This is a genomic window from Hydrogenophaga sp. UC242_50, assembly GCF_042697355.1.
Lineage (GTDB): Bacteria > Pseudomonadota > Gammaproteobacteria > Burkholderiales > Burkholderiaceae_C > Hydrogenophaga.
Map to the genome: position 1 here is coordinate 1,749,545 of NZ_CP170553.1, position 14,921 is coordinate 1,764,465.

The 14,921-nt window shown below is 70.1% G+C and carries 17 protein-coding genes and 2 pseudogenes; 15 read left to right on the top strand and 4 right to left on the bottom strand.

Annotated elements, in window-relative coordinates:
• Positions 1-90 precede the first annotated feature (90 nt).
• Complete coding sequence (locus ACFJGX_RS08980) at positions 91-693, top strand: 2-hydroxychromene-2-carboxylate isomerase (protein WP_382321892.1); 603 nt, start codon at positions 91-93, stop codon at positions 691-693.
• A 65-nt stretch (positions 694-758) separates the two neighbouring features.
• On the opposite strand, the gene ACFJGX_RS08985 is transcribed toward ACFJGX_RS08980, so the two are convergent.
• Both ACFJGX_RS08985 and ACFJGX_RS08990 read right to left on the bottom strand, forming a co-directional pair.
• Positions 759-1,994 (bottom strand): CaiB/BaiF CoA transferase family protein, encoded by a 1,236-nt coding sequence (locus ACFJGX_RS08985; RefSeq protein WP_382154282.1) that lies wholly within the window; start codon positions 1,992-1,994, stop codon positions 759-761.
• 190 nt (positions 1,995-2,184) lie between these two features.
• Positions 2,185-3,036 (bottom strand): LysR family transcriptional regulator, encoded by an 852-nt coding sequence (locus tag ACFJGX_RS08990; RefSeq protein WP_382328234.1) that lies wholly within the window; start codon positions 3,034-3,036, stop codon positions 2,185-2,187.
• 107 nt (positions 3,037-3,143) lie between these two features.
• Here ACFJGX_RS08990 and ACFJGX_RS08995 point away from each other — a divergent pair, with 107 nt between their 5' ends.
• The 4 genes and pseudogenes from ACFJGX_RS08995 to ACFJGX_RS09010 all read left to right on the top strand — a co-directional run bounded on the left by ACFJGX_RS08995 (position 3,144) and on the right by ACFJGX_RS09010 (position 6,150).
• Positions 3,144-3,860 (top strand): glutathione S-transferase N-terminal domain-containing protein, encoded by a 717-nt coding sequence (locus ACFJGX_RS08995; protein ID WP_382328236.1) that lies wholly within the window; start codon positions 3,144-3,146, stop codon positions 3,858-3,860.
• A gap of 14 nt (positions 3,861-3,874) precedes the next feature.
• Positions 3,875-4,312, top strand: a pseudogene (locus tag ACFJGX_RS09000) (CoA transferase); the annotation flags it as partial.
• A gap of 103 nt (positions 4,313-4,415) precedes the next feature.
• A pseudogene (locus tag ACFJGX_RS09005) lies at positions 4,416-5,136 on the top strand (CaiB/BaiF CoA transferase family protein).
• Positions 5,137-5,181: 45 nt separating this feature from the next.
• Entirely contained in the window at positions 5,182-6,150 is a 969-nt protein-coding gene (locus ACFJGX_RS09010) for a tripartite tricarboxylate transporter substrate-binding protein (RefSeq protein WP_382154293.1), read from the top strand.
• A 10-nt stretch (positions 6,151-6,160) separates the two neighbouring features.
• On the opposite strand, the gene ACFJGX_RS09015 is transcribed toward ACFJGX_RS09010, so the two are convergent.
• Entirely contained in the window at positions 6,161-6,442 is a 282-nt protein-coding gene (locus ACFJGX_RS09015; RefSeq protein ID WP_382154296.1) for a cupin domain-containing protein, read from the bottom strand.
• Positions 6,443-6,521: 79 nt separating this feature from the next.
• On the opposite strand from ACFJGX_RS09015, the gene ACFJGX_RS09020 reads away from it, so the two are divergent.
• From ACFJGX_RS09020 to ACFJGX_RS09045, 6 genes are all read left to right on the top strand, one after another.
• Positions 6,522-6,887 (top strand): YciI family protein, encoded by a 366-nt coding sequence (locus tag ACFJGX_RS09020; protein WP_291111210.1) that lies wholly within the window; start codon positions 6,522-6,524, stop codon positions 6,885-6,887.
• A gap of 108 nt (positions 6,888-6,995) precedes the next feature.
• Positions 6,996-7,478, top strand: a complete 483-nt coding sequence (locus ACFJGX_RS09025; RefSeq protein WP_382154299.1) for a VOC family protein — start codon at positions 6,996-6,998, stop codon at positions 7,476-7,478.
• A 22-nt stretch (positions 7,479-7,500) separates the two neighbouring features.
• Positions 7,501-7,932, top strand: a complete 432-nt coding sequence (locus tag ACFJGX_RS09030; RefSeq protein WP_291111214.1) for a YciI family protein — start codon at positions 7,501-7,503, stop codon at positions 7,930-7,932.
• A gap of 12 nt (positions 7,933-7,944) precedes the next feature.
• A complete protein-coding gene (locus ACFJGX_RS09035) occupies positions 7,945-8,484 on the top strand; it encodes an SRPBCC family protein (protein ID WP_382328238.1) in 540 nt (179 codons plus the stop codon).
• A 37-nt stretch (positions 8,485-8,521) separates the two neighbouring features.
• The gene (locus ACFJGX_RS09040; protein WP_382154305.1) at positions 8,522-8,932 is read left to right on the top strand and encodes a VOC family protein; all 411 of its coding nucleotides are present in this window, start codon (positions 8,522-8,524) and stop codon (positions 8,930-8,932) included.
• Positions 8,933-8,941: 9 nt separating this feature from the next.
• Complete coding sequence (locus tag ACFJGX_RS09045) at positions 8,942-10,216, top strand: RNA polymerase sigma factor (RefSeq protein WP_382328240.1); 1,275 nt, start codon at positions 8,942-8,944, stop codon at positions 10,214-10,216.
• On the opposite strand, the gene ACFJGX_RS09050 is transcribed toward ACFJGX_RS09045, so the two are convergent.
• Positions 10,213-11,133, bottom strand: coding sequence for a LysR substrate-binding domain-containing protein (locus ACFJGX_RS09050; protein WP_382154311.1), 921 nt, complete (start codon positions 11,131-11,133; stop codon positions 10,213-10,215). The genes ACFJGX_RS09045 and ACFJGX_RS09050 overlap by 4 nt on opposite strands.
• Before the next feature lie 88 nt (positions 11,134-11,221).
• On the opposite strand from ACFJGX_RS09050, the gene ACFJGX_RS09055 reads away from it, so the two are divergent.
• From ACFJGX_RS09055 to ACFJGX_RS09070, 4 genes are read left to right on the top strand one after another with little or no spacing between them, the layout of a single operon-like run.
• Positions 11,222-12,430 carry a CaiB/BaiF CoA transferase family protein gene (locus ACFJGX_RS09055; RefSeq protein WP_382321885.1) on the top strand — a complete coding sequence of 403 codons (1,209 nt, stop codon included), beginning with the start codon at positions 11,222-11,224 and terminating at the stop codon, positions 12,428-12,430.
• Between the two features lie 21 nt (positions 12,431-12,451).
• Positions 12,452-13,447, top strand: a complete 996-nt coding sequence (locus ACFJGX_RS09060; protein WP_382328242.1) for an acryloyl-CoA reductase — start codon at positions 12,452-12,454, stop codon at positions 13,445-13,447.
• A gap of 26 nt (positions 13,448-13,473) precedes the next feature.
• Positions 13,474-14,448 carry a Bug family tripartite tricarboxylate transporter substrate binding protein gene (locus tag ACFJGX_RS09065; RefSeq protein WP_382325727.1) on the top strand — a complete coding sequence of 325 codons (975 nt, stop codon included), beginning with the start codon at positions 13,474-13,476 and terminating at the stop codon, positions 14,446-14,448.
• Positions 14,441-14,887 (top strand): MaoC family dehydratase, encoded by a 447-nt coding sequence (locus ACFJGX_RS09070; protein WP_382321884.1) that lies wholly within the window; start codon positions 14,441-14,443, stop codon positions 14,885-14,887. Before ACFJGX_RS09065 ends, ACFJGX_RS09070 begins: the two co-directional genes overlap by 8 nt.
• The last annotated feature ends 34 nt before the right edge of the window (positions 14,888-14,921 follow it).

A 14,921-nucleotide genomic window follows, 5' to 3' on the forward strand; every position in this document is an offset into this window, starting at 1 on the left:
GGCCCTATACCCGAATCGCCATTCCGTATTGGTCAGCGCGCGCCGCGCTTCCTAGACTGTGGGCCACTCAACAGCCACCATGGAAAGCGCATGACCAAGCCACACGTCGATCTGTACTGGGACATCGGCAGCACGAACACCTATTTCGCGTTCAAGCTCCTCCAGCCCATCGTGGCGCGCCACGGCGCCGAACTCGTGCTGCACCCCTACAACCTGGGCTACGTGTTCCGCAACAACGAGTACGAGCTCATGAAAGAGTCCAAGGCCAAGCTGCGCTACCGCAAGCGCGACCTGATGCGCTGGGCCGAGAAGCACCAGCTGCCGTTCCAGATTCCGCTCCAGTTCCCGATCAAGTCCAGCCGCGTGCTGCGCGGTTCGCTGGCGATGCGCCAGAAGGGGCTGGAGCTGCCCTTCGTCGAAGCGGCGCTCGAGGCCTACTGGGAACAGGGCAACGCGGGCATCGTGGAATACGCGGGCCTGCGCCCCATCGCCGAGCGGCTCGGCGTGGACCCGGACTGGTTCGAGGCCACCAGCGCCAGCGACGAGACCGGCGCCCAGCTCGCCAAGAGCACGGACGACGCGGTGGCGCGCGGTGTGTTCGGCGTGCCCATGATGTTCGTGGGCGACGAGATGTTCTGGGGCAAGGACCGGCTCGATTTCATGGAAGACGAGCTGGCGCGCGCCACCGCCTGAGCGTTTCTCCCGCGCCCCTTCACAAAACGCCGGCTTCGAGCCGGCGCTTTTTTGGGGGGTGGGTGTCAGACGACCCGCGCCCCGCGCAAGGCCTCGATCTGCGCCGCGTCCAGGCCGGCCAGGCGCGTGAGCACCTCGTCGCTGTGCGCGCCCGGCAGCGGGGCCGGCTGGTCGTAGCCGCCCGGGGCGGCGCTGAACTTGATCGGAAAGCCCGAGCCCGCGGCCACCATGGTGGAGCGGCTCAGCGGGTTCCACAGCGGCACCGCCATCTGGCGCTGGACCATCTGGTCCCAGCGCAGCACACCGTGGATGTCGCGCACCGGGCTGCAGGCCAGCTTGGCCTGCGCCAGGCGGGCCTCGACCTCCTCGGTGGTGATGGTCCGCGCCCACGACGCGACCACCTCGTCCACCTGGGCGTTGTTCGCCAGGCGCCAGGCGACCGACATCATGTCCGGGTCGTCCTGGAGGTCGCGGCGCTCCATCACCTCCAGCAGCGCGAGCCAGTCGTCGTGCGTGGCCGCGCCGAGCGTGACCCAACCGTCGCGTGTGCGGTAGGCGTTGAAGGGCGAGAAACGCATGATGCGGTTGCCCTGCTGGGGCTGCAGGCCGAGCTGCGGGTAGCAGTCCAGCGGCTCGTCGAAGATCAGCGAGAACAGGCAGTCGGCCATGGACACGTCGATGGCCTGGCCCTCGCCGGTGCGGTCGCGGTGCAGCAGCGCGGCCACGATGCCCAGCGCCGCGAACACGCCCGAGATCGCGTCGGACACCGGCGAGCCGGCCTTGGTGGGCGCGCTGCCGGGCTGGCCGGTGATGCTCATCAGGCCCACGGCGGCCTGCACCATCAGGTCGTAGGCCTTGAGGTGGCGGTCCGGCCCGGTGGCGCCGTAGCCGGTGAGCGAGCAGTACACGATGCGCGGGTTGGCTTCCTTCAGCGCCGCGTAGCCCACGCCCAGGCGCTCGGCCACGCCGGCGCTGAAGTTGTCCACCACCACGTCCGCGTGGCGCACCATGCGCAGGAAGATCTCGCGCCCCTCGGCGCTCTTGAGGTTGAGCGTGGCCGACTTCTTGCCCCGCGCGCGCTTGAGGTAGGCAATGCCCATGTCCTCGTCGGTCTGGCGCTGGAAGCTCACGCCCTGCGGGCCCGCGAAGGGCGGCGCGAAGGCGGTCGGGTCGCCGGTTTTCGGGTCGTCGATCTTGATGACCTCCGCGCCCAGGCCGGCCAGGAACAGCGTGCCCTGGGGGCCGGAGAAAAAACGCGTGAGGTCGAGAACGACCACGCCGTCGAGGATCTTTGCAGTCATGGGCCCACCGTTGGAAATGTGCGCCGCAGTGTAGGCAGCGGGTCCGCGCGGGGGGAAATAGGTCTTTGACGTGGCGGTATCGCGCCGTCCTATGGGGGCGGCACGGGCGAGGCGCCGGGCCATTGGCCCGCCTCCACCCGCCGGTGCGTGACCTCGGTGATGAGCTCGACGATGCGGTGCGCCGCGCTGCTCAGGGGCACGATGTCGAAGGTGCACAGCGACAGGCGGCGCTGCAGAGCCGGCTCGGTGATGCGCTGCACGCGCAGGCCGGCCGTGCCGCCCGGAATGGCCGCCGAGCCGATGGTGGCGCCCACGCCGCTGGCGCACCACCGCGCGGATGGTGCGCCAGCGAGTCGAGCTCGGCCAGCACGCGCATCTCGTGCCCGGCGGCCTGGAAGGCCGCGTCGATGATCTGGCGCGTCACGTTGGAGCGGCCGGGCAGGGCCAGCGCGCAGGGCGCGGCCTGGGCCAGCGACACCGTGTCGCCATCGCCCACGCCCTGCGCCGACATCAGGAACAGGTCCTCGATCAGCAGCGGGCGCACGTCCAGGTGGCTGGAGACCTTCTGGCGCGCCGTGCCGGTGTCCGGCGCCAGCGGCTCGAACAGCAGGCTCATCTCGATGCGGCCGTTGACCACCAGCTCCTCCAGGTGGCCGCTCAGGCTCTCGGTGATCTGCAGCTGGATGTCGGGGTACTTCGCGGCGGCCTCGGCGATCAGCGAAGGCGCGAGCAGCGTGGCCGCGCTGCTGGGCAGGCCCACCGAGACCAGGCCCTGCGGGTAGTCGCCGGCGTGCTGCACGTCGGTGCGCATGCGCTCCATCTGGCGCAGCATGGCGCGCGCGTGGCGGTAAAACACCTCGCCCGCTTCGGTGGCCGAGACGCCGCGCACGCTGCGCGAGAGCAGCTTGACCTTGAGCTCGTCCTCCAGGTTCGCCATCTGGTGGCTGAGCGCGGGCTGGGCGATGAACAGGTCGGCGGCGGCGCGCGAGACGCTGCCCAGTTCGACGATGCGCACGAAGTACTTGAGCTGGCGGATTTCCATCGGGCCATTGTCCTATCGGCCCTTGGGGGGCTCCATATCTTTTCACGATGCCCCAAGCCCGACACGGTATTGGCGCACCTTGGCCATGCGCACCATCATCACCGCCCATGATCGATCTCTACTTCTGGAGCACGCCCAACGGCTACAAGGTCTCCATCCTGCTGGAAGAGCTGGGCCTGCCTTACCGCGTCATTCCCGTGCACATCGGCAAGGGCGAGCAGTTCCGGCCCGAGTTCCTCAGGATCAGCCCGAACAACAAGATCCCCGCGCTGGTGGACCCCGAGGGCCCGGGCGGCGCGCCGATCGCGCTGTTCGAGTCGGGGGCCATCATGATGTACCTGGCCGAGAAGCAGGGCTGGGCCTTCCTGCCGCAGGACCTGCGCGCGCGCTATGACGTGGTGCAGTGGCTCATGTTCCAGATGGGGGGGGTCGGCCCCATGCTCGGGCAGGCGCACCACTTCCGCAAGTACGCGCCCGAGAAGATCGAATACGCGATCGACCGCTACACGAAAGAGGCGCGCCGGCTCTACACCGTGATCGACCGCCGCCTGGCCGAGGCCGAGTACCTCGCGGGCGACCAGTACTCGATCGCCGACATGGCGACCTACCCCTGGCTGCGCGCCCACAAGTGGCAGGGCCAGGACCTCGCCGACTTCCCTCACCTGCAGCGCTGGTACGCGGTGGTGCGCGCGCGCCCGGCGGTGCAGCGCGGCCTGGCCGTGCTGGAAGAGAAGGTCGACCGCTCCGGCGCCAAGCCCACCGGCGAGCGCTGGGACAACCTGTTCGGCGCCGGCCAGTTCTCCCCCTCGGAAAAGACCCCATGACCCAGAAGACCCCCATGCTCACCGGCTACCGCGTGCTCGACATCACGCAGATCGTGGCCGGCCCGACCTGCACCCGCATCCTGGCCGAGATGGGCGCCGAGGTGGTCAAGCTCGAGCTCGCGCCCTTCGGCGACCGCACCCGCGTGGGCGGCCTGCGCTCCAACCAGCCCGAGCACAAGCGCTGCTCGCAGAGCACCTACTTCATCCAGCACAACCACTCCAAGAAAAGCCTGGCGCTGGACTTCAAGAGCGAGCGCGCTCGCGAACTCATCAAGGCCATGGTGCCGAAGTTCGACGTGCTGGTGGAGAACTTCTCGCCCGGCGTGATGGCGCGCGCGGGTCTGAGCTACGACGAGCTGAAGGCCATCAACCCGAGGCTGGTGATGTGCTCCATCTCGCTGGCCGGCCAGGCCGGCGAGCTGGCGCAGAAGCCGGGCTACGACTACGTGGCCCAGGCCTATGCCGGCATCACCGACCTGATCGGCGAGCGCGACGGCGAGCCCGCGCTGATCACCATCGGCCATCGGCGACGCCTCCACCGGCGTGGCGGCGGCCATGGCGGTGGGCTTCGCGCTGCTGCACCGCGAGCGCACCGGCGAGGGCCAGTACATCGAGACCTCGCTGCTCGACACCTACTTCAACATGCACGAGGTGGCGGTGCCGCGCGTGAGCCTGCGCAAAAACCACACCCCGGTGCGCACCGGCTCGCAGCACCCCGACGGCGGGCCGACCGGCATCTTCCGCTGCGGCGACGGCAGCTACCTCACGCTGGCGCACGCTGCCGCACCAGTGGGCGGCCTTCGTCGAGGCGCTGGGCCAGCCGGAGCTGCTGAAGGACGAGCGCTTCGCCACCGCCGCGCTGCGGCGCGACCACAACGAGGCGCTCAAGCACCTCCTCGAAACCTGGCTGGCCGGCTTCACCACGCGCGACGAGGCCATCGCCGCGCTGGAACGCCACCGCATTCCCTGCGCGCCTGTGCTCACCCTGCGCGAGGCCATGGCGCACCCGCACCTGCGCGAACGCGGCGTGGTGCGCGAGGTGCACGACCCCTACATCGGCCGCTTCGACATCCCGGGCCCGCCCGCGCGCTTCTCCGCGTGGCGCGTGCCGGGAGGCCTGCGCGCCGACCTGCTGGGCGAGCACAACGAGGAGATCCTCAAGTCGCTCGCCGGGCTGGACGACGACGAGATCGGGCAGCTGTACCGCGACGGCGTGCTGGTGCGCGACCCCCTGCTGAACGCGGACCGCGAATGGACCGAGAAGACGGAGGCCTGAGACCGCCGCGACCCCATCGACCGAACCACAACGAAGGAGACAAAGATGAAGAAACGGATATTCACCCTGGCCATCGCGCTGGGCCTGGGCAGCGCCGCGCTGGCCCAGGAGTTCCCCCAGCGCCCAGTGACGCTCATCGTGCCGTTCTCGGCCGGCGGGCCGACCGACGTGGTCGCGCGCCACCTGGCCCAGGCCATGGGCAAGTCGCTGGGCCAGCCGGTGGTGGTGGAGAACCGCGCCAGCTCGGGCGGCATCGTCGGCACCGAGGCCGTGGTGCGCGCCGAAGCCAATGGCTACACGCTGCTGATCCACAACATCGGCATGTCCACGCTGCCCGCGCTCTCGCGCTCGCTGCGCTTCAACCCGGCCACCGACCTGGACTTCATCGGCCAGGTGGCGGACGTGCCCATGACGCTGGTGGGCAAGCGCGACCTCGAACCGACCGGTTTCAAGGCGCTGCACCAGTACATCACGCTCAACCAGAAGAAGATCAACCTCGCCAACGCCGGCATCGGCACGGCCTCGCACCTGTGCGGCCTGATGCTGATGAGCCGGCTGAACCTGGCCATGACCACCGTGCCCTACAAGGGCGCCGCGCCCGCCATGGCCGACCTGCAGGGGGGCCAGGTGGAGCTGCTGTGCGACCAGATCACCACCACGCTGGGCCCGATCCAGGCCGCGCGCGTCAAGCCCTACGGCAGCACCACGCGCGAGCGCCTGCCCTCGCTGCCCGAGCTGCCGACGCTGAGCGAGCAGGGGATCGACGGGCTGGAGGTCACGGTCTGGCACGGCGTGTACGCGCCGAAGAACCTGCCCAGGCCCGTCACCGAAAAGCTGGTGAAGGCGCTGCAGGACGGCCTGGCCGACCCGGCGTTCCGCGACAGCCTGCAGAAGCTGGGCGCCCTGCCCGTGAGCAAGGACAAGGCCACGCCCGAAGGGTTGGGCAAGCACCTGCGCCAGGAGATCGCGCGCTGGTCGCCCGTGATCCGGCAGGCCGAGGCCTATTTGGACTGAGCGTTTTCGGTCAGTCCTTGCGCCGCGCCACCCAATAGGTGGCGCCCTCGGCGCCATAGCGCTCGGCGTGCGGCACCTCGCCGTCGATCTGGAAGGTGTCGCCCGCGCGCAGCTGGCGCGTGAGGTCGCCCACCGTCAGCCACATCTCGCCGCGCGTGACCACCGCCTTGGCGGCAAAGGGGTGGGTGTGCATGTCCAGCACCGTGAAGGGCGCCCACTCGCGCTCGATCACCTCGTCGTAGCCTTCGATCAGGGCCTGAAGGCGAAAGGCCTCGAAGTTGGCAGGGTTCATGGAAAGGCATTGTGGGCCATCGGGTGGCGGGGTGAGGCGTTAGCATGGAGGGCTTGTGCACAGTGAAACGAGGCGCTCCATGTCCCACATGCTCCTGATCCTTGAACCGGCCGGCCAGCGCGGCACGCGCACCGAGGCCCAGGGCCGCGAGGCGTACGCCAGCATGCAGCGTTTCGGCGAGTCGCTGCGCTCGCGCGGCAAGCTGCTGGCGGCGGAATCGCTGGCCTCCCAGTCCCAGGGGGTGCGGGTGCACACCGGCGGCGGCAAGGCCCAGGTGGTGGACGGGCCGTTCGCCGAAGCCAAGGAAATGATCGGCGGCTTTTTCCTGCTGGACTGCGCCAGCATGGACGAGGCCGTGGCCATCGCCCAGGAGTGCCCGGCCGCCGAATGGGCCACCGTCGAGGTGCGCGCCCTGGGGCCGTGTTACGACGACAGCCGGGGCTGAATCCCGGCCTCAGGGTTTTTCCTGGGGTGTTTCTGTCGGCGCTTGTCGAAAACCGCGGGGCTGGTTCGTCGTGCCTGTTGAAGATCCCCATTTCAACAGGAGTTCTTGATGAACGCACCCGCCCGCATCCAGCCTTGCCTGTGGTTTGACACACAGGCCGAGGAGGCCGCACGGTTCTACGTGTCGGTGTTCCCGAACTCGCGCATCGGCGCGATCACCCGCTACGGTCCTGGCGCCCAGCTGCCCGAGGGCACGGTGCTCACGATCGATTTCGAACTCGACGGGCAGCCGCACACCGCGCTCAACGGCGGGCCGCATTTCCGGTTCTCGCCCGCGATCTCCCTCCTGGTGCGCTGCACTTCGCAGCAGGAGGTGGACCACTACTGGCAACACCTCTCGGCCGTGCCCGAGCAGGAGCGCTGCGGCTGGCTGCAGGACCGCTACGGCCTGTCCTGGCAGGTCGTGCCCGAGCAGCTCATGGCCCAGCTGCAGCACCCCGACGCGGCGCGGCGCCAGAGCGTCACGCTGGCGATGCTCGCCATGGGCAAGCTCGACATCGCGGCCCTGCAGCACGCCTTCGACCACCCCTGAACCCCTCTCCAGGAGACCCACCATGCGATTCATGATCATCGTCAAGTCCTGCGACGAATTCGAAGCCGAGACCTCGCCCGCGCCCGACGAGGCGCTGATGGCCGAGATGGTCCGCTACCACGAGGAACTGGCCCAGGCCGGCGTGCTGCTCGACGGCTCGGGCCTGCACCCCAGCCGCAAGGGCTGGCGCATCCAGTACAGCGCCGACGGCAAGAAGCGCGTCGTCGACGGCCCGTTCGCCGAGTCCAAGGAACTCATCGCCGGCTACACCCTGATCCAGGTGCGTTCGCGCGAAGAGGCGATGGAGTGGAGCCGCCGCTTCCCCAACCCGGCGGGCGCCGGCAAGGAGGCCGTGATCGAACTGCGCCAGCTCTACGAGATGGAGGATTTCCCGCCCAGCGAGCCATTGGAAGACTTCAAGAAGCTCGACGCCATGCACAACCCCCAGCGCTGAGGAGCCGCCACCATGCTCAAGATCCTTGCTTTGCTGATCGGCGTGCGCATCGCCGCCCTGCTGCTGTACGCCGCGAGCCGGCCCGACCGCTTCCACGTCGAGCGCTCCACCACCATCCAGGCGAGCGCCGAGCGGCTGCACCCGCTCATCAACGACCTGCAGCGCTTCAACACCTGGAACCCCTACGCCCGCAAGGACCCGGCCATGCAGGGCCAGTACAGCGGGCCCACCGCCGGCACCGGCGCGGTGTACGAGTTCCAGGGCAACAAGGACGTGGGCAAGGGCCGCATCGGCATCACCGCGTCCAGCGCGCCCTCCAGCGTGACCATGCAGCTCGACATGTTCGAGCCTTTCGAGGGCCACAACGTCGTCACCTTCAGCCTGGTGCCCGAAGGCGAGGCCACCCGCGTGACCTGGGCCATGGATGGCCCCAGCCCCTTCATCGCGCGGCTCATCGGCGTCTTCATGAACATGGACCAGATGATCGGCCGCGATTTCGAGGCCGGCCTGTCTTACCTCAAGTCCCTGGCCGAGAAGCCGGCGGCGTCCTGAACCTTCTTCACCCCCTCACCCTTCGAAAGGAAACACCATGTTTCGCCAGATCTTCGTCAACCTGCCCATCAAGGACATGGCCCGCTCGCAGGCCTTCTTCAAGTCGCTGGGCCTGAACTTCAACCCGCAGTTCACCAACGAGCAGGGCGCCTGCCTCGAGGTGGGCGAGAACATCTTCGCCATGCTGCTGGTCGAGCCCTTCTTCCAGGGCTTCACCAAACTGCCGATCTCGGACGCGAAGAAGGCCACCGAGGTGCTGGTGGCGCTCTCGGTCGACCACCGCGCCCAGGTGGACGAGGTGGTGGCCAAGGCGGTGGCCGCCGGCGCCACCACGCCGAACGCGCCGATGGACCACGGCTTCATGTACCAGCACGGTTTCGCCGACCTCGACGGCCACCAATGGGAGGTGTTCTGGATGGACATGAGCGCCGCCCCCGCGCAGATGTAAATTCGGCCCATGCATTCCAGTGTCCACCAGGCCATCGCCACCGTCTGGCGCCTCGAGTCCGCGCGCATCACGGCCAGCGTGGCGCGGGTGGTGCGCGACATCGGCGTGGCCGAGGAGCTCGCGCAGGACGCGCTGGTGGCCGCGCTGGAGCACTGGCCCAGGGACGGCGTGCCCGACAACCCCGCCGCCTGGCTCATGACCACCGCCAAGCGCCGCGCGCTCGACCACCTGCGCCACCGCCAGATGGCCGACGAGAAGCACGACGGCATCGCCGCCGACCTCGAAGCCCTGGGCGCCACGCACGTGCCCGATTTCGTGGACGCGCTGGACGAGGCGCGGCAGGACGACATCGGCGACGACCTGCTGCGCCTGGTCTTCACGGCCTGCCACCCGGTGCTCTCCACCGACGCGCGCGTGGCCCTCACGCTCAAGCTGCTGGGCGGGCTCAGCACGCACGAGATCGCGCGCGCCTTCCTGGTGCCCGAGGCCACCATCGCGCAGCGCATCGTGCGCGCCAAGCGCACCATCAGCGAGGCCGGCGTGCCGTTCGAGGTGCCGCGCGGCGACGCGCTGGGCGAGCGCCTGGCCTCGGTGCTCGAGGTGGTGTACCTGGTGTTCAACGAGGGCTACACGGCCACCAGCGGCGGCGACTGGATGCGCCCCGCGCTGTGCGACGAGGCGCTGCGCCTGGGCCGCATGCTGGCCGGCATCGCGCCGCAACAGCCCGAGGTGCAGGGCCTGCTGGCGCTGATGGAGATCCAGGCCTCGCGCACCGCCGCGCGCACCGACGCCAAGGGCCGCCCGGTGCTGCTGGCCGACCAGGACCGCAGCCGCTGGGACCACCTGCTGATCCGCCGCGGCCTGGCCGCGCTGGACCGCGCCGACCTGATCGGCGCCGAGCCGGGCCCTTACCACCTGCAGGCGGCCATCGCCGCCTGCCACGCGCGCGCCGTGCGTTCCGCCGACACCGACTGGGCCCGCATCGCCGCGCTGTACGGCGAGCTCGCGCGCGTGGCGCCTTCGCCGGTGGTCGAGCTCAACCGCGCGGTGCGCATCTCCATGCACGCCGGGCCGGCCGCCGGCCTGGTGCTGGTGGACGCGCTGCTGAAGAACAAGGCGCTGCGCCAGTACCACTGGCTGCCCAGCGTGCGCGGCGACCTGCTGGCCAAGCTGGGGCGCGACGGCGAGGCGCGCGCCGAGTTCGAGCGCGCGGCCGACCTCGCGGGCAACGAGCGCGAGAAGGAATTCCTGCGCGCGCGCGCGGCCGCGCTGCCGGGCGCCTAGGCGCCGAGCTGCCGCACCAGCCCCGACAGCAGCCGCGCGACCTCGCGCACCGCCGAGGACGCGGGGCGGCGCCGGGTCACATCGATGAAGGTGGTCTGCCGGATCGCCGGGTGGGTGATGGGCATGCACTCCAGCAGGCCCCTGGCCAGTTCGTCCTGCACCGCGTGCGCGGGCAGCGTGGCATGCAGGCCGCAGCTCATCACGGCGTCCTTCATCGCGGTGGCCGAACTCACTTCCAGGGCCACGTGCATGGACAGGCGCCGCCGGCCCGCCACTTCCTCGAACAGGGCGCGCAGGCTGTTGGGCCGCATCGGCATCACCAGCGGCAGGCCGGCCAGGGCCGAGAAGCGCACCGAGGCCTTGCCGCTGTGCGGGCCCCCGGGCGCGGCGATCAGGCACAGGGGCGAGGACAGCACCGCGTCCTGGTTTTCGCGCTGCAGGGGGCGGTAGCGGTTGAAGGTGCCCACGTCGATGTGACCCTCGGCCAGCATCACCTCGATCTGCCCGCTGTAGGCCTCGACCACGCGCAGCTGGATGTCGGGGAACGCCTCGCTCACGCGGGCGTAGAGGCGGCCGGTCATGGGGCGCGACATCGACGGCAGCAGGCCCACGTTCACCACCCCGGTGGGCCGCTGCCAGTTGCCTCCGGCTTCCTCCACCAGGGCCGAGGCGTCGGCCAGCAGCGCGTGCGCGCGCGGCAGCACATGGCGACCCAGTTCGGTGAGCACCACGCCCCGGCCGGTGCGGTGCAGCAGGCGCCCACCCAGCGTGGCTTCCAGGCGCGAGAGCTGGCGGCTGAAGGCCGACTGCGCCACGCCGGCGGCCGTGGCCGCGGCCGTGAGGCTGCCGTGTTCGGCGGCCTGGACGAAGTGGCGCAGGTCTTCGATCTGCAAACCTTTGCGATCCGGAATCAGCATGTCTGAAATGCCTCCTATGCGAATTCTGTATTTTGCATCCGCTCCCTAAACTGGCATCGAAACCGACCCATCACAAGGATTTCGAGACATGAGCACCGCCGCCGCCGGGCCCCTGCAGGGGCTGCGAATCCTGGACCTCTCCACCGTGATTGCCGGCCCCTGGGCCTCGACCTTGCTGGCCGACCTGGGCGCCGATGTGCTCAAGGTCGAGATGCCCGGCGTGGGCGACCCGCTGCGCGCCCTGCCGCCCTACAAGGACGGTGTGCCGCTGTGGTGGAAGGCGGCCAACCGCAACAAGCGCGGCATCACGCTGGACCTGCGGCGCGACGAGGGGCGCGAGCTGCTGGGCCGCCTGCTGCCCGAGCACGACGTGCTCGTCGAGAACTTCCGCCCCGGCACGCTGGACAAGTGGGGCATCACCAAGGACTGGTTGCACGGCATCCACCCACGGCTGGTCATCCTGCGCCTGACCGGTTTCGGCCAGACCGGCCCGTACCGCAACCGGCCGGGCTTCGCGCGCGTGTTCGAGGCCATGACGGGTTTCACCAACCTCTGCGGCGAGGCCGACCGCCCGCCCTTGCACCTGGGCTTTCCGATCGCCGATGCGGTGGGGGGCCTGTTCGGCGCCATCGGCATCCTCGCGGCGTTGCACCACCAGCGCGAGGGCGGTGAGGACCGGCCCGGCCAGGAGATCGACTGCTCGATGATGGAGTCGATGTTCCGCGTGCTCGACTTCCTGCCGATCGAGTACGACCAGCTGGGCGTGGTGCGCGGCCGTTCGGGCAACACCAGCCAGTACGCGGCGCCGGGCAATGTGTACCAGACCGCCGACGGGCGCTGGGCCTCGATCGCCGCCTCGACGCAGCGCATCTACGAACGCCTGTGCGCGGCCCTGGGCCGGCCCGATCTGGTGAGCGATCCGAGGTACGCCACCAACCGCGACCGCGTGGCCCACCGGGCCGAGCTCGACCAGGCGCTCGCGGCGGAGATCGCGAAGCACCGCATCGACGAGCTGGGGCGCATGCTGGAGGCCAACGAGGTCGGGTTCAGCCCGATCTGCGACATCGCCGACATCTTCGAAGACGCCCACTTCGCCGCGCGCCAGGCCATCGTCAGCGTGCCCGACGACGAACTCGGCACGGTGCGCATGCAGAGCGTGGTGCCCGCGTTCTCCGAGACGCCGGGCGCGGTGCGCCACGCCGGCCCTTCGCTGGGCCAGCACAACCAGGCCGTGTTCCGCGAACTCGGCCTGACCGACGCCCAGCTGGACGGCCTGCGGGCCGCCGGCGTGATCTGAACCCCAGCAAAAGGAGTGACCATGGACGACCCCATCCGGGCGTATCTGATCGAAGGCAGCGCGGACGCGGTGCAGGCCCGCTTCACCACCTTGACGCCGTCGCAGCTCGACCCGGGCGACGTGGTCGTGCGCATCCACCACGCCAGCGTCAACTACAAGGACGCGCTGGCGGCCACCGGGCGCGGGCGCATCATCCGCCGCTTTCCCTGCGTGGGCGGCATCGATGCCGTGGGCACGGTGGAGTGGTCGCAGAGCCCGCGCTTCCAGCCGGGCGACGCCGTCATCGTGCACAGCCACGGCTTCGGGGTGTCGCAGCACGGCGGCTACGCCACCCGCACCCGCGTGCCGGCCGACTGGGTGAACCCGATCCCGCCCGGGCTCAGCGCGCTGGACGCGATCACCATCGGCGTGGCGGGCTACACGGCGGCCCTGGCGGTGGACCTGATGGAGCTCAATGGCCTGGCGCCCGGGCGGGGCCGGGTGCTCGTCAACGGCGCCACCGGCGGTGTGGCCAGCATCGCCATCGACATCCTGGCCCAGCGGGGTTACGAGGTGGTGGCCGTCACCGGCAAACCCGCGCAGGCGCCTTACCTGAAGGCACTCGGCGCCAGCGAGGTGGTCGCGGCCAGCGACCTGGCGGCCGCCACCCGCCCGCTGGAGAAGGCGCTGTGGGCCGGCGCGGTGGATTCGCTCGGCGGCGAACCCCTGGCCGCGCTCACCCGCACCACGAACAAGGACGGCGTGATCGCCAGCATCGGCAACGCGGCGGGCCAGGAACTGGTGACCACCGTCATGCCCTTCATCCTGCGCGGGGTGCGGCTCATCGGCGTCAACTCCGACAACGAGCCCGCGCTGCGCGAACACGTGTGGCGCCGCCTGGCCAGCGACCTGCGCCCGCGCCACCTGGGCCGCATCGCGCAGGTCAAGCCCTTCGACGACTTGCCCCAGGTGATCAAGGACGTGGTGGAGGGCCGCAACACCGGCCGCACCGTGATCGCCGTGGCCCCCGAGCTGTAGACCCCGACAACCGACGAGGAGACAACATGAAAACCGCGCGCTGGCTTGTTTTGCTGCTGACGCTGACCCTGTTCGCCGGCCTGTCCGGCGCGCAGGGCGGCCGTTACCCGGACCGTCCCGTGAAACTGGTGGTGGGCTTTCCCGCCGGGCAGGCCACCGACATCGTGGCCCGCCTGCTGGCGGACCGGCTGTCGCAGTTCATGGGGCAGCCCTTCGTGGTCGAGAACCGGCCAGGGCAGGGCGGCAGCCTGGGCCTGGCCCACCTGGCCAAGTCGCCGCCGGACGGCTACACCATGGTGCTGGCGGCCACGGCCTCGCTGGTGACCAACCCGCACCTGTACAAGTCGGTCGGCTACGACCCGCTCACCGACTTCGCGCCCAGCGGCGTGGCGATGGAAATCCCGCTCGCGCTGGTGGCCCACCCGTCGGCGCCGTTCAACACCCTGGCCGAACTGGTGGCCTATGCCAAGGCCAACCCCGGCAAGCTGAACTACTCGTCGGTGGGCAACGGCACGCTGTCGCACCTGGCGATGGAGCGCCTCAAGCGCGAGGCCGGCATCACCATGATGCACATCCCCTACCAGGGCAGCGTGCGCTCGATCGCGGACCTCGTGGCCGGCAACGTGATGCTCAGCTTCGACACCCTCACGGTCACGGTGCCGCACATCGAATCCAGGCGGCTCAAGCTGATCGCCGTGGCCTCCGGCAAGCGCGTGCCGCAACTGCCCGATGCACCCACCCTGATCGAGGCCGGCATGCCGGGCTTCGTCGCGAGCCCCTGGCTGGGGGTGCTGTTCCCCAAGGGCACGCCGGCGGAGATCGTGATGGCCATGAACGCGGAGATCCGCAAGGCGCTCGACGACCCGGGCATGCAGAAATCCATGTTGACCATCGGTGCCGTGGCGCGGCCCAACAGCCCCGAGGAGTTCGCCCGCCTGCTGCAGGAGGACCACGCGAAGTGGGGCCGCATCGTGCGCGAATCCGGAGCCCGCGTTGACTGAGCCGGCCAGCGGCCCCGGGGTGGCGCTGGGCGAGCGGTTCGGCCTGGCGCGCGAGCTCTCCGGCGACGACCTGGAACAGGCGGTGCGCCTGACCCAGGGCACGCACCCGGTGCACGTGAGCGACGGCGCGGCGACCCATGCGGGCCTGCGCGGCCGCATCTTCCACGGCGCGGTCACCGCCGCGATCATGGCCAGCGCCATCGGCGCGCGCTTCGCCCGCAGCCGCATCGCCCTGCTGGAGCAGCACAACCGCTACCGGCTGCCGGTCTATCCCGGCGACACGCTGCGCGCGACCTGGACGGTGCAGCGCCTGCGCGAAAGCCGGCAGGCGGGGCAGTGGGTGGTGGAGCTGGCGGGTGAGACGGTCAACCAGCAGGGGGCCGTGGTGCTGGAGGCCCATGCCCAGGTGCTGTGGCAAGGCCCGTTGGCGGAGGCTTGAAGCGAGGCATTGTGCGACAGGTTTGGCGCCTGCG